The following is a 15,387-nucleotide window of genomic DNA, read 5'->3' as shown; positions in this document are numbered from 1 at the left end:
ACCGAGACACCACTCTCGGGGGCTGCGAGCCCGATGCAGTTGGCAATTATGTTCGTGATGTAAAAAACAACATATTCCCTTCTTTAGAAGAGTCTTATTGATTTTTTAATCAAATTTTAATATGGATGCTTGCTACTGTGCAAACATCCATATTAAAATAATAATGGTTTGATGCAAAAGTTGGTCAAAACCATATAGTATCCAATATGGTTTTCTTCTATTGTCCGCAAAAATTTTGAAATGCGACATTATCAATCCCTTGCCTGTGTCTATCAAGAAATGCGACAGCATTTCGAAAACCATAAGCATAATCAGAATTTTCCATGCAGTCTCAAAAAGCAATAAGCAAAAACCCATCAACAGAGCATGTACAAAGGAGTGCTCCAATATAGGTAAAAGTACCTTCCCGTCTGCTTTTGCCCTAATCATTGAGGAAGTTGTCAGACAGAAATCAGCAAAAAAATGGCAAACAATCAGAGATGTTAATAACAAATAATTCATTGTTTCTGCAAATAATGCCATGCTGCGAGATATTTCCGCAAACGTTCCACACTTTTGTCAGAGATTTCTGTTAGGCGCCTGATATCCATATTATCTTCAAGATCTGCAATCTTAACTTCTCGGCTTATGGCGTTGTTCGCAGCACGTTCAATAAATTGCTGGTAAGTTTCATCTTCTTTTCTTGTTACCAACTTTATCGCGTCAATAATCTCTTGTGGAAAGCCCTCTGTTTTCAGATAATCTTCGGTAACATCTGTGTCTTCTATGGTATCGTGGAGAAGTGCTACGATCTTTGCATCTATGGTCTTGCATCTTTCAGACACACGAATGGGATGCATAATATAATTTCGTCCAGATTTATCTTTCTGTCCTTCATGTGCTTTGATGGCTATCTGGAGTGCTTTGTCATATAATTCTTTCTTATTCATGAAAAATGTTTTTAATAAGAAAAGTAACCCTTCGTGATTCTTTTTCTTGAAGGATTACTTTTCATGATTAAGATTCATTGATATTACAGATTATTCATTGCGATACTTCCCATCTGGATGACCATTTTAAGTTCTTGTTTGTTGTCATACAGTGTGATGTCTGCATCTTTTCCTTTTTGGACAGAACCTTTACGGTCGTATATACCCATAATTTTTGCAGGGGTTTCGCTTGTCATACGGTATGCATCAAAGTCTGGGATATTGGCTTGCTGAATTGCTGTTTTCACAAGGCGATCCATTGTTGCTATACTTCCTGCGAGCGCAGATCTGTCTGCGAGTTTACAAACGCCGTCTTCGATAATAACACGTGGGTCGAATGCTTCCGTAGCGTCACTTGCAGCAACTGCGAGCGCATCAGTGATAAGTGCTGTGTGTTCCACGCCTTTCATTTTGTAAACCATTGACAAATAAGGTGGTGGCACATGTATTCCATCAGCAATTACCTCTACAGTGAAGCCTTCTACTTCGTATCCTGCTTCCACAATACCTGCATGCTTAAATTCTCGCACTTTGTGCAATGAACTCATTGCATTAGTGAAGTGTGTCATGTGTGTAAACCCTGCTTTGAATGCCCTTACTGCATCCTCGTAACTACCCTTTGTATGTGCTATTGCAGGAAGACAGCCATGACTTACACAGAATTTTCCAAACTCTTCGGTACCCGGCAACTCTGGCGCAGCATCCCACCTCTTAATACATTTAGTACGTTCAAGAAGCGGTTCGTAGTCTGCGGGTATGGGCGGCGTGATGAATTCCGGCATCTGCGCACCTGCCATTGCCGGATTGAAGTATGGTCCTTCCAAGTGAAGACCCATAATTGGGCTATTATCTTCTGCCATCAATTTATCACACACCTCTACAGCGGCGTTTATCATTGGAATTGATGATGATGATAGTGTTGGAAAAATGGCAGTTGTGCCATGCTTGAGGTGCGCGTCAACTGCAATTCGGAAGGCATCTTCTTCTCCTTCCATGAAATCGCGTCCTCCACCACCATGAATGTGAAGTTCTATTCCTCCAGGAACAATATCGCATCCTTTGGCATCAATCCTTTCAGCGCCCTCTACAGGAAGGTCGTTATTTGTAACTTCAAGGATTTTGTTCCCTTCAATAATAACCGAACCACCCGAAAGCCATCCTTCCGGTGTAAGAATTCTTCCGTTGAAAATCTGTTTCATGATAATATATTTAAAGATATCATTCGTTTGATTGGCACACAAAATTAAAAAAATCTGAAATTATGAACAAAAAGTATCATTAAATCTTACGAGTTAAAATAAAGATTGCTTGTAAACGTCTATTCTAAACGCGGATTTTAGTAATTTTGCATAACAAATATAAAAGAAACATGGTACGACATATTGTTTTATTCCAAATTGACAAGAAACTTTCAACCAGTGAAAAGCATGAGTTGTTTGTAAAATTTAAGAGCGCCATAGAGCGTCTGCCGGAGACAATAACATTTATACGTCACATAGAGGTCGGAAACAACATCAATTCAGACGAGATTTGGGACATTTGTCTGCTAAGTGAGTTTAACTCTCTTGAAGACATTCGTCGTTACTCTGTTCATCCGGATCACATTAGGGCGGCAGGTATTATAAAACCCTATCTGACTGGCAGGAGTTGCGTTGACTACACTATTCCAAATTAAAATTCCGACTCACTGATTGTATCTTAGATAACTGCGCTTTTACAATAAACTCCGTTATTTATCGTTAATTGAATTAAGATGATAGACTATATAAAAGGAAAGGTGGATCGTCTTGAGACCACAGAAGTGGTTCTCGAGGCATTTGGTGTTGGCTACTCACTTCAGATATCGTTAAATACATATTCTGCTTTGCGTGGTCAGAGTGACACCAGGCTCTATGTTTATGAACAAGTTCGTCAAGATGCAGCCACAATGCTTTATGGCTTTTCATCTTGTGATGAACGCGACATATTTATGTTGCTTCTCGGTGTCAGTGGTGTTGGCGGTGCTACGGCTCGTGCTGTTATTTCAGCCTATTCGCCATCTGAGTTGCAAGATATCATATCTTCAGAAGACACTCGTGCATTGAAGAGTGTGAAAGGTATAGGTCAGAAGGCTGCTGAGCGCATCATTGTAGAATTGCGAGACAAGGTTCTCTCTCTCGGTGTTTCCGGCGGTTCTTCAAACGACATAGTCGATGGCATAACCATCGGTGCAAAAAAAGAACTTTCCAATGAGGCGATTTCTGCCTTAACCATGTTAGGTTATTCTTCACAGCAGGCACATAAAGCCGTCAGTTCTATCATCAAGGCTGAGCCTGACCTGCCTGTTGAACAAGTAATCAAGAAGGCTCTGAAAGCACTTTAACGTAAAACTGCACAAATTGAAAATCAGATATAAAGTATTAGCGGTTATCATCATTTGCCTTGTTTGCTCTGCGAGCGCTCATGCAAGTGTATTTGGAACACATTCTTTTTGGAAGGTGTATCTACCGTTTATACGTAGTTTTATATCAGAATATAGAGTTGATTTTTCAAACAGTACAGAAGCCGATGATTTGGATTCTACACAAATTGAGCGGATTGACTCAATTTTCCAAATTTTCGCTGACTCTACAGCATCTCATTCTGAAATTGCCCGCGAGGACTCTCTCATTACCCCTGTAAAGAAATCAACCGTAACAGACATGACATCGCCAAACACCTACTCCGGCGACCTCAAAGATCCTGAGAATCTTAGTTCAAAAGTTTATTACGATGAAAAAAGTGGCACATACAAGTTAGGTACTAAGTTAGGTGCCAACGAGAGTTTTCTTGAAGCACCATTCATCATGACTCCCGATGAATACAACAAGTGGATAATGAACCGCAGCATCCGTCGCTGGTATATCGACAAGAATCGTGAAGAATTTGAAGCAAAGGGCAAAGAGAAGTTCGATTTCACAGACATGCAGTTCAACATTGGCGCTGCTGACAAAATTTTCGGTAAGGGCGGAGTTCGTATCAAAACAAACGGAAGTGCAGAACTGAAAATCGGTGCTAACACCCGTTTTGTAGATAATCCTTCCCTTTCAGAGAGAAATCGCAAAGTTTTTGGATTCGATTTTGATGAGAACATCAATGTATCATTGAACGCGAAGGTTGGCGACAAAGTCAACATGGACTTCAACTACAACTCAAAAACCACATTCAATTTCGACACACAGAACATCAAATTGCATTACGACGGCAAGGAGGATGAGATTATAAAAAAGATTGAAGCAGGCAACATCAGTATGCCTACAAACAGCACACTCATACGTGGTGCGTCATCGCTTTTTGGTATTCGTACAGACCTTCAGTTTGGGAGGTTAAAACTTCAGACGGTATTAAGCCAGAAGAAATCATCATCAAAAAGTGTAAGTAGCCAGGGTGGCAACCAATTATCAAGTTATGAAATAAATGTGGCGGAATACGACGATAACCGACACTTCTTCCTTGCTCACTTTTTCCGCGATAATTATGATGCCAACATGAGTCAGTTGCCGAACATTATGAGTGGTGTCAACATAAATCGCGTTGAAATTTGGGTAACCAACAACACCGGAACAACCACCGACACACGCGACATCATCGCTCTTACGGATATTGGTGAACAAAGCCATATCAGCAACACAAAATGGTCAGCCGTTGGTTCAACAAATCCAGCGAACTCGTCAAACGACCTTTATGCCACTCTTTCCAGCAACTATGCAGAAGCACGAGACATTACACAAGCAACAGGCATTTTAGATGGTATTGGCATGATAGGCGGTACGGACTATGAAAAAGTTGGTTCTGCCAGAAAACTCAATACGTCCGAATACTCTCTTAACCGTGCGCTTGGTTATGTGTCATTAAAATCCACACTTCAGGCAGACCAGGTTCTTGCCGTTGCATTTGAATACACCTATCTCGGCACCACATACCAAGTTGGTGAGTTTTCCACAGATATTTCTGACAACTCGAAAGCACTTTTCGTAAAGAGTCTGAAGAATACAGCCTGCACTCCCTATCAGGGTAACTGGGACCTGATGATGAAGAATGTATATTCACTCGGTGCCACGAGTGTAAAGAAAGAAAAGTTCAAGATGGACATCAAGTTCCTTAGTGATACAAGCGGTGTTTTCCTAAGTTATCTCCCAGAGCCAAATCTCAAGGACAAAAAGATACTCCAACTTCTCGGTCTCGACCGTCTGGACAATAATAACAAACGTAATCCTAACAGTTATTTTGACTTTGTTGAGGGTTATACGATTGATGCCTCAAGCGGCAGGGTTTATTTTCCTGTAGTAGAGCCATTTGGTTCCTACCTTCGCAGTGTTATAGGCAATGACGCCATTGCAGACAAATATGTATTTCAGGAATTGTATGATTCGACAAAGACTATTGCAAAGCAAATTGCCGAAAAGAATAAGTTTGAGATTACTGGCGAGTTCAAGGCCACAAAGACAAATGAGATAATCCTCGGATCCACTCATATTCCTCAAGGTTCAGTGGTAGTTACTGCAGGCGGACAGACTCTTATTGAAGGAACCGACTATACGGTGGATTATTTTGGTGGTATAGTACACATTCAGAACCAAAGCATTCTTGATGCCGGCACTCCAATAAGTGTCAGTCTTGAGAGCAACAGCGAATACGGCATGCAACGCAAGACGATGTTTGGACTGAATTGGCAATACGACTTCTCCAAGAATTTCCAAATTGGCGGAACTTTCCTACATCTTAGTGAGAAACCTCAAACAACAAAAGTCTCCATGGGTGGCGAGCCCCTTAACAACACGATATGGGGCCTTAACATGTCATGGAAGAAAGAGAGTCAATGGCTGACAAACATGTTAGACAAGTTACCATTGCTTAACCTTACACAGCCTTCGAGCATAAATTTCACCGCTGAGTTTGCTCAACTCATTGCAGGTAACAATTCTTCCTCGCAAGGAAATGCGTCATATCTTGACGACTTTGAGAATGCAAATACCGACATAGACATCAGCGACCCGCATGAATGGATTATCTCGAGTGCGCCATCAATGTTCACGGAAAGCACATACAACAATGATGTCCGATACGGCTACAACCGTGCTTTGCTTTCATGGTATTACATCGACCCGCTGTTTACTCGACGAAGCAGTTCGCTTACTCCAGGATACATCAAGAACGACCTTGCGCAGTTGAGTGACCCTTATGTCAGAGAAGTTTACATCAACGAGTTGTTCCCAAATCGCCAAATTCAACAGAAAGAGAGTGCTACACTGAACGTACTCAACCTCTCTTACTATCCTAACGAGCGCGGCCCATACAACCTTGACCCCGACCTGAATTCACAAGGCAGACTTAATAATCCCGAAAAACGTTGGGGCGGTATGATGCGCAAACTTGAGACGACTGACTTTGAAAGATCCAACATTGAATTCATAGAATTTTGGATGATGGATCCATTTGTCAAGGCAAAAGAAACCGGGCAAGACCTGAGTGGAGACTTATACTTCAATCTTGGTGAAATCAGCGAGGACATTCTCAAGGACGGCAAGAAATCATACGAAAGCGGTTTGCCTACCAACGATAATGACCAGCAATTCAGCACAACCGCCTGGGGTAAAGTTTCAACAAAATCAACCGTAACATACGCATTCAACACTTCAAGCGGTTCAAGAAACCGTCAAGACGTTGGTCTTAACGGTTTGAGTAGCATAGAGGAGCAAACTTATGGTGCATACGCAGACTATCTTTCACAAGTTAAAGGTAAGGTATCAGCAGAAGTATATGATAGCATTTTTGCGAGTCCAAGTAACGACCGATACCACTACTTCAGAGGTTCTGACTACGACAATCTCAGATTAGGTATTCTTGACCGTTATAAATATATTAACGGAACCAACGGAAACTCTCCAGACTCAGATAATAGCCCAGAAAGTTATAGTACTGCATATAAGACTACTCCCGATTGTGAAGACATCAACCAAGACTACACGCTGAACGAATACGAAAAATACTTCCAATACCATGTGAAGATTGATCCTTCTTCTATGCAAGTAGGCCAGAACTACATTGTCGACAGCCGTACGACTTCTCCGAAGACGCGCGACGGCAACACTAAAGAAGTAACATGGTATCTGTTCCGTATTCCCGTTGACCAGTACGACAGCAAACAAGGCAATATAAACGATTTCAGTAGCATCCGCTTCATGCGTATGTTCCTTACGAATTTCAAGGAACCTGTTGTTCTTCGTTTTGCCACATTCAATCTTGTACATGGCGAATGGCGCAACTATGAACAGGCGCTTTACAACGGCGAGACACCTTCAACGAGCGGAACACTTGCAGCGAGCAGTGTCGGATTCGAAGAGAACGCCGACAAAACACCTGTAAACTATGTTATTCCGCCAGGTATTACACGTGTCGTAACTCCCGGACAAAGCCAAATTCTTGAGAATGACGAACAGTCATTAAGCCTGGTTGTAGAAAATCTTGCAACAGGCGATGCACGTGCAGTCTATAAGAACACATATCTCGACTTGCGTAATTACAAACATGTACAAATGTTTGCACATGCCAACGCACTTGCGGGCGACCCCAACCTTCAGGATGGAGAAATCAGTATTTTCTTACGTTTGGGTACTGACTTCAAGAACAACTTCTACGAATATGAAGTTCCGCTGAAAGTAACTCCAGAGGGTAAATACACACAAGGCACGAAGGGTGCGACGATAGTATGGCCCGAAGAAAACATGATAGACATCGACTTCGAGTTGCTTACAGACATCAAGAAGAAACGCAACCTTCAAAAGAGCCTTGGTATGGCAAGTTATGGCAGTTTATATAGCGAATACGATCCCAACAAACCTGCCAACAAAGTCAGTGTGATGGGTAATCCGTCGATAGGTGATGTACGCGTAATAATGATTGGTGTGCGAAACAACTCTCGTTCTACAAAGAGTGCAGAAGTCTGGGCGAATGAACTTCGTTTGCAAAACTACTCAAATCATGGTGGTTGGGCAGCAAGAGCCAATCTTAATCTACAACTTAGCGATTTTGCCACCATTAACTTGTCCGGTCACCATGAAACAGAGGGTTTTGGTGGTCTTGAGGAAACTGTAAACCAGCGTCGGAACGACAATCTTACAGAGTTCTCCATGACTACTAACGTGCAATTAGGCAAGTTGCTTCCTGAAAAAGCAAAACTGAACGCACCACTCTATTATAGTTACAGCAAGTCGAAATCTTCTCCCAGATACAACCCTCTTGATACTGACATGGAGATGGAAGATGCCCTTGATGGTCTGGCATCGAAACACGAAAAAGATTCACTTCGCAACATAACCGACAGAGTTGTTACAAACAAAAACTTCAGTCTTACTGGTCTGAGGTTCAACATCGCCACGAAAAACCATCCTATGCCATACGACCCTGCCAACTTTACGTTCGGTTTTGCCACAAGTCGCAGATATACCACAGGCGAGACAACAGTGTGGGAATTGGATCAGGATTGGAAATACTCTTTCGCATACGCATGGTCTCCTGTATATAAGACATTTGAACCCTTCAAGAAACTGAAAAGCAAGAGTAAGTGGTTTACAATACTTAAAGAACTTGGTTTCAACTATCTGCCACAGAGCATAACATTCAACAGCGACATCACCCGCAGTTACTATGAATTCCAAGAGCGCGACATAGAAAATCTTGACAACAAGAGTTTGCCTTTATCATGGAGCAGCGACTTTTTCTGGAACAGGAACTTTGCCATACGCTGGGACTTCACAAAGAATCTGCATGCCAGTTTCACGTCTGCAACAGACGCGGAGATACAACAGCCATATACTGCTGTAAACAAGGATCTATTCCCCGACAGATATAGTGCATGGAAAGATTCTGTGTGGCACAGCATCCAACACATGGGAACACCGTTGACATACCAACAAGCCTTTGAAGCGAGTTACAAACTTCCCATCAATAAGATACCTATTTTCGACTGGATTACAAGCGATGTAAGTTATACTGCCAACTATAACTGGACTCGCGGCTCAGATCTCGATGACGGCACTTCGTTGGGCAACACGATTGCTAATTCACGAAATATCAATGTCAATGGAAGACTTAACTTCGAAACATTATATAATCACGTACCATTCTTAAAAGAAGCCAATCAAAAGTTTAACGGTCAAGGTAAGAGATCTCCTACAAAGAAGCCCACACCAAAGCCTAAAGCCAAGACTGATAAGAAAGACGAAAAGAACGATGACAAAGACGGGAAAGACGGTAAAACTACCGTGAAAGGAGGAAGCCGTCCTAATCCGAACCGCTTTGAGAAGGAAGTGCAACTTTTAGCAGACACTACGATAACGATTTCGCACAACAAGAAGTCGAAGAAAATTCGTGTCAATGCGATAACAGAAGATGGCAAGCGTTACCCTGTGAAATACAAGATTAAGGACAACAACAGCATTGTTCTTAAAACTTCAAGCAAGGACTCTGTAAAAATAAAACTAACAGTTACCGCCACACCGCCTCGCAACAAGAACACCAAAGCATACAATTTTGCCCTTGGCGCAGCCAGATTTGCCATGATGCTGCGAAATGTCAGTGTCAGTTACAAAAACACTTTCAATATGAGCATACCCGGTTTCCTGCCAAACGTTGGCGACATTTTTGGTCAGAGAAGTAATGGCGGCATGCTTGCTCCTGGGCTGGATTTCGGTTTTGGATTTGTTGACGATAAATATATAGAGAAAGCAGCAGACAGGGGCTGGTTGATGCGCAGCGACAGTATTATTACGCCTGCAGCGACGTCGTTCACAGAAGATTTGCAAATTAGGGCAACTCTTGAGCCTATTCCCAACTTAAAAATCGATTTGTCAGCAACTCGCAACATCAATCGCTCAAAGAGCATTCAATATATGTATGAAGGTATGCCCACCACCCAGACTGGTTCTTTCACAATGACAACCATCAGTTTGAATAGTGCTTTTGCATCTATGGGCAATGCCGACAACAACTATAGCAACAAGACTTTCAACAAATTCGTGGCATCTTTGCCTCGTTACCAAAGTCGTGTTGAAGGACAGTACGCCCATGCCATATATCCTGAAAACTCATCGTTTGCAGGACAAGAGTTCAATCCTGAAAATGGTACGGTAAGTCCCTATTCAGGAGATGTCATGATACCGGCTTTCCTTAATGCATACACGATGAGCGGCTCTTCACTTGAGTTCTTCCCTGCCCTCAAGAAACTTCTTCCCAACTGGTCGATTACTTACAGCGGCTTATCCAAACTTAATGCTTTTAAACGTGTATTCAAGAGTTTCAATCTCAATCATTCTTATAAAAGCATATATTCTGTAGGCAGTTATAGCACCTATACAAGTTTCCAACAGTTTATGAATGGTTTAGGATTTGTAAATGATGTAACGTCGGGAACTCCCATTCCTTCTTCGATGTTCGACATTTCGACGGTAAGCCTTAATGAGACATTCTCACCTCTTTTCGGTGTTGACATGACATTCTTAAACAATCTGACCGCTAAAGTGGAGTGGCGACATACTCGTGTGGTTAATCTTTCAATGACATCCCAGCAAATTACGGAAACGATGTCGAATGACTTCGTCATTGGTTTTGGCTACAAGGTACAAGGTTTGAAATTGTTCCAACCGAAGCGCACCGTCCGCACTAAACGCACGAACGGCAAGAAAACAGATGACGAAGAAAACAATAAGAGCAGAACGACAAACAGCAGGAACAGCAGAAACAGTTGGTCGAGTGACCTCAATTTGAAACTTGACATTTCATTGAGAAACCAATCTGCCATCCAGCGCAACATACAAACCATATTAAGCCAGGCAACAAGTGGCAACCAGGCCGTTCAAATCAGTTTCAGTGCAGAATATGCCTTGAGCAGATACCTCTCTCTGACAGCATATTACGACAGGAACATGAACAAGCCCTTGCTTACATCATCCAGTTATCCTATTACTACACAAGACTTCGGTGTGAGTTTGAAGTTCTCGTTGTCGCGATAATAAAATAAAAGCAACATTATTCTGAAATGAAATTCATAGGAGTGAGCCAAACAAGCAACAACAATATGGCGGAATATTCTTTCTACCATATAGTTGATAGTGCGTTGGTTAACAATGGTAAGCCATTCTTTATTCCTAACTTTGCAGAACAATTTGAAGGTCGTCTTTGCCTGACAGTACGACTAAGCCGTCTCGGCAGAAGTATTTCAGAACGCTTTGCCCATCGTTATTTTGATGCGATTGGAATGGCTTGCAGATTTGTAGCAACAGACTTGCATGACTTGCTTATCGGACAGCACACGTCATACGATATGGCAACAAGTTTTGATGGTGCTGTGAATATAAGCGATTGCATCTTGCTGAACGACATTGACATTTCTTTGCTGTCTGCATCACTCTGCATTAACGGAGAGTCTGTGCAACAAATAAAAGAAACAGATTTCATTGCCAAGGCATCCAAAATAATTGCAGCCTACAGCAAGTATTCAACTGTGCGCCAAGGCGATTACATACTTATCGACACTGACGACATGCCATTTATCGCAACTGAGAATTGTCACATTGACGGATACATAAATGACCGGCATATACTTTCGTTCAACATCAAATGAACACCCATCTCCACTCTTGGGACTATAACATTGAATAATTCATGAAAAGGATTTCTACCATAATAACAGCATTTATTCTTGCACTTGCCAGTTATGCGCAAGAGTTTGTTACACTTTCATCAGAGGACTATCCCGTGGGCACATGGTTTGAAGGGTTAGTTGAGGGTGTTACAGAGGTGTCTTTGCAATATCCTGAACTTGAGAAACTAACTTCAAGAGAACGCAAGGAATTGAAGTCGCAGGGGCTGACAGTAGGCGAAAATCCCGTGCCAGAATTTCATGTTGCCTATTCACGCAAAAAGCCTGTTCTAGAAATACGTCTCTTACCTTTTGTTCAACGTGAAGGAACCTATTATAGGATTAAGTCTATTCTCGTTACACCGAAGAAGAAATCAGAAAATCGCATAAAACTGAAGGACGCGTCAAAAGCCTCTCGTTATGCTGAACATTCAGTGCTGTCTCAAGGCACTTGGGTAAAAATCCACGTATCAGAAGAGGGTATTTACCAAATGACGACATCCCAACTTTCAAGAATGGGATTTACTGACATCAACAAGATAAAAGTTTATGGTTATGGAGGGCGCAGTATTCCGGAATCATTCAATTTTTCGGGTTATGATGCTCTTACGGACGACTTGGAAGAGATTCCTTTATACCGCACAAACAGTAAAGTAATGTTCTTCGCAGAAGGCGTTATTCGCTGGACTTATCAGAACGGCAGCAAAAAATGGACACACCGACAGAATCCCTATTCAAAGTATTCCTATTACTTCGTAACACAAGGAGACAATCCTCTGACGCTGAACACTCTTGCTGCTGAAGCAACTACTACTTCCATCGACACTGTCCGTTCATATAATACGATAGACAATGATGCTTATTCCGTTTATCCTGGCGGCAGGGAGTTTTTAGACAGTTATGATTTTTCTTCGGGACAGAGCAAGACCTATACTCTTCATGCCCCTGGTGCAGTTGAGAATTCTCCTGCTATTGTTGACATCGCATTCAGTGCGAGTAGCAATATGTCATCAACAGCACTGACAACCACACTTAATGGTTCCACGCTTGGCACGCTTAGTGTCCCGATGTATGGTGAGAACGAGAGTGGGCGTCTTGTGGTTGGTTCTTTCAATACAACGAATATTACCTCATCGAACAACATCAAATTGCAGACGAGCAACAACAACACGTCTCGGCTTGATTATATCAGAGTAAACTATACGAGGCGATTGGACGCAACAGATAATGGTTATTCTTTCAGTCCTAACATTTTTGGTGCCGTCAACATAACGATAGCAAACGCTACTTCAAATACAGAAGTCTGGCGCATTGGCAGAAAAGGCATAAACGCTGCTCGTGTTTCGACTGCGTTGTCCGGTTCTACCCTTACAGCCAATTTACCTGATGGACTGGAACGATATGTGATAGTTAATCTGAATGAGGAATACCCATCACCAGATAGTGATGGGACTATCGCCAATCAGGATTTACATGGCGATGCCACACCATACGATATGGTTATCATCACTCCCTCAAGCGGCATTCTTGATGAACAGGCAAAACGTATTGCAGACCTACACAGCACTAGTGATGGGATGAAGGTAAAAGTCGTACAAGCCGGAACTCTATATAATGAGTTTTCAGGAGGCACACCTGATGCCAGCGCATACAGACTTTACATGAAGATGCTTTACGACCGTGCTTCAACAGACGATGATATGCCCAAGTATCTTCTGCTGTTTGGAGATTGCCTTTGGGACAATCGTGGTGTTACGTCAACTGGTAAGAACTATAACCTGAATAATTTCCTCCTTTCGTACGAAAACAACATCGGAACTTCAACAAGTATATCGTTGGGTTCGCTCAACACCTATCCCTGCGATGACTATTTTGGTCTTTTGGACGATGGGGAAGGCAGCAACATTCTTCGAGAAAAGACTGACCTAGGTATTGGAAGAATCCCTTGTCATGATGCAGCCACCGCCAAGATACTTGTTGACAAGATTATAGCCTACAGCAATAATGAGCATACAGGCAGTTGGAAAGAGATGGTTGTCTTCCTTGCAGATAATGGCGACAACAACATGCACATGAAAGACACTGAAAGTACCGTTGAGACCTTTACTGATGCTACCAACGACAAGTTTGTAGTCAGGAAGATATATCAAGATGCCTACAGGCGTGTAACGAGTGCAACAGGAAACACATTCCCGGAAGCCACATCCGCCTTAAAGGCCTTGATGCAGAATGGTGCTTTAATGTTCAATTACACGGGGCATGGTTCTCCTCATCAACTTTCTCATGCCAATCTGCTGAAGGAAGAAGACTTCAGCGAAAACGCTTCTCCAAACTTGCCAATATGGGTTTTCGCTTCCTGTGAAATCACTCCTATTGATCAGCAGGAAGAAGATATAGGTCGTCGTGCTTTGTTTAACCCAAACGGTGGTGCCATAAGTGTTATGTGTTCTTCACGTGCTGTTTATGCCAGTTATAACCGTGCTCTGAACAAGGCATTTTGCAAGTATGTATTCAATTTTGACAAAGATGGACGTCAATATACTATGGGTGATGCCATCCGTCTTTGCAAAAACGATCTCGTCAGTTCAAGCGACGACGTAACTTCCAACAAACTGAAATATGCCCTTCTCGGAGACCCAGCACTGAAGGTCGCCATACCTAAGTATGACATCATTCTTGACAGCATAAATGGTGTGGCTTTACAACGTAGCAGTTTCATACAACTCAAAGCCGGTCAGTTAGTACGTTTCAGTGGTCACATCGAAAACCTTCCCAATTTCAATGGTGTTCTTACGGCTACGATTTACGATCATGAAGAAACAATTACCTGTAAGAACAACGATGGCAGTGCTGACACTCCCATGAAGTACACAACACGCCAAACAATCATCTATGAAGGCAACGACAGTGTTTCAAACGGTAAATTTAGTTTAACTACCGTTATTCCTCGCGGTATCAGTTACACAGAAGATGCGGCGCAAATTGCATTGTATGCCGTTAGCAATGACAGACTTACAGAAGCCCATGGTAAAAACGAGCAATTCTACCTTTATGGCACCGATACATCAACAGTTAAAGATACGTTGGGTCCCAAAATCCAACCTTATCTCAATGATCCGGAGTTTATTTATGGAGGCATGGTAGGTCAAGACATTTTATTCGGTGCAACCATTACTGATGAGACTGGAATTGATGTAACGGGTAACATTTTGGGTCATGATATGGAATTGGTTATTGATGGGAAGACTTCCGACACTTATATTCTAAATAAATACTTCACCTACGATTTCAGCAGTTACAACAGCGGGACTGTAACTTATCAACTGACAGGCATCGAGCCGGGTCATCACACACTTACTTTCCGTGCTTGGGATGTATGCGACAATTCGAGTACAGCAGTTTTAAGTTTTGTTGTTACAGAGAACCTAAATTCAGAATTTGACATTTATGCCACAAACAATCCTTCGCGAACAAATACCAATTTCGTTGTATCAAACATAGATACATCAACAGGAAACACTGAAGTTGAGATTGAAGTTTATGACGTATTTGGAAGACGTGTTTGGGCAAAGACTGTCAATACTGAAGGTAGTCCATATTGCACCACGACCTGGAACCTCAGCACCACTACAGGGATGCCACTTCCGGCAGGTATCTACATATATCGCGCCAAAACTCACGGCAACGAAACTGATGGGAAAAAGATTATCATAATAAAATAGCCACAACACAATAACACGAATAATAAATCGTTATAAATTA

At 42.1% G+C, this 15,387-nt stretch carries 7 protein-coding genes and 1 pseudogene; 5 read left to right on the top strand and 3 right to left on the bottom strand.

Annotation, left to right across the window (positions count from 1 at the left end):
- Nucleotides 1-132: 132 nt before the first annotated feature.
- The 3 genes from C7Y71_RS00705 to nagA all read right to left on the bottom strand — a co-directional run bounded on the left by C7Y71_RS00705 (nucleotide 133) and on the right by nagA (nucleotide 2,170).
- A complete protein-coding gene (locus tag C7Y71_RS00705; protein ID WP_111898728.1) occupies nucleotides 133-522 on the bottom strand; it encodes a DUF3307 domain-containing protein in 390 nt (129 codons plus the stop codon).
- Complete coding sequence (locus C7Y71_RS00700; protein WP_111898727.1) at nucleotides 498-929, bottom strand: HD domain-containing protein; 432 nt, start codon at nucleotides 927-929, stop codon at nucleotides 498-500. Before C7Y71_RS00700 ends, C7Y71_RS00705 begins: the two co-directional genes overlap by 25 nt.
- Nucleotides 930-1,012: 83 nt before the next feature.
- Nucleotides 1,013-2,170, bottom strand: coding sequence for an N-acetylglucosamine-6-phosphate deacetylase (nagA, locus tag C7Y71_RS00695; RefSeq protein ID WP_111898771.1), 1,158 nt, complete (start codon nucleotides 2,168-2,170; stop codon nucleotides 1,013-1,015).
- Between the two features lie 167 nt (nucleotides 2,171-2,337).
- On the opposite strand from nagA, the gene C7Y71_RS00690 reads away from it, so the two are divergent.
- The 5 genes and pseudogenes from C7Y71_RS00690 to porU all read left to right on the top strand — a co-directional run bounded on the left by C7Y71_RS00690 (nucleotide 2,338) and on the right by porU (nucleotide 15,347).
- Nucleotides 2,338-2,643, top strand: coding sequence for a Dabb family protein (locus C7Y71_RS00690; protein ID WP_111898726.1), 306 nt, complete (start codon nucleotides 2,338-2,340; stop codon nucleotides 2,641-2,643).
- 78 nt (nucleotides 2,644-2,721) lie between these two features.
- On the top strand, nucleotides 2,722-3,330 hold the full coding sequence (gene ruvA / locus C7Y71_RS00685; protein WP_111898725.1) for a Holliday junction branch migration protein RuvA: 609 nt from the start codon (nucleotides 2,722-2,724) through the stop codon (nucleotides 3,328-3,330).
- A gap of 223 nt (nucleotides 3,331-3,553) precedes the next feature.
- Entirely contained in the window at nucleotides 3,554-10,996 is a 7,443-nt protein-coding gene (gene sov / locus C7Y71_RS00680) for a T9SS outer membrane translocon Sov/SprA (protein WP_449619038.1), read from the top strand.
- A gap of 23 nt (nucleotides 10,997-11,019) precedes the next feature.
- Nucleotides 11,020-11,607, top strand: a pseudogene (locus C7Y71_RS00675) (fumarylacetoacetate hydrolase family protein); the annotation flags it as partial.
- Between the two features lie 41 nt (nucleotides 11,608-11,648).
- Complete coding sequence (porU, locus tag C7Y71_RS00670; protein WP_111898723.1) at nucleotides 11,649-15,347, top strand: type IX secretion system sortase PorU; 3,699 nt, start codon at nucleotides 11,649-11,651, stop codon at nucleotides 15,345-15,347.
- The last annotated feature ends 40 nt before the right edge of the window (nucleotides 15,348-15,387 follow it).

The organism is Pseudoprevotella muciniphila, assembly GCF_003265305.2.
GTDB lineage: Bacteria > Bacteroidota > Bacteroidia > Bacteroidales > Bacteroidaceae > Alloprevotella > Alloprevotella muciniphila.
This window is presented reverse-complemented; position numbering and strand designations above follow the sequence as displayed.

Coding starts and splice junctions, on each gene's coding strand:
- ruvA (WP_111898725.1), top strand. CDS start 2,722: ATGATAGACTATATAAAAGGAAAGGTGGATCGTCTTGAGACCACAGAA.
- C7Y71_RS00700 (WP_111898727.1), bottom strand. CDS start 929: ATGAATAAGAAAGAATTATATGACAAAGCACTCCAGATAGCCATCAAA.
- C7Y71_RS00705 (WP_111898728.1), bottom strand. CDS start 522: ATGGCATTATTTGCAGAAACAATGAATTATTTGTTATTAACATCTCTG.
- porU (WP_111898723.1), top strand. CDS start 11,649: ATGAAAAGGATTTCTACCATAATAACAGCATTTATTCTTGCACTTGCC.
- C7Y71_RS00690 (WP_111898726.1), top strand. CDS start 2,338: ATGGTACGACATATTGTTTTATTCCAAATTGACAAGAAACTTTCAACC.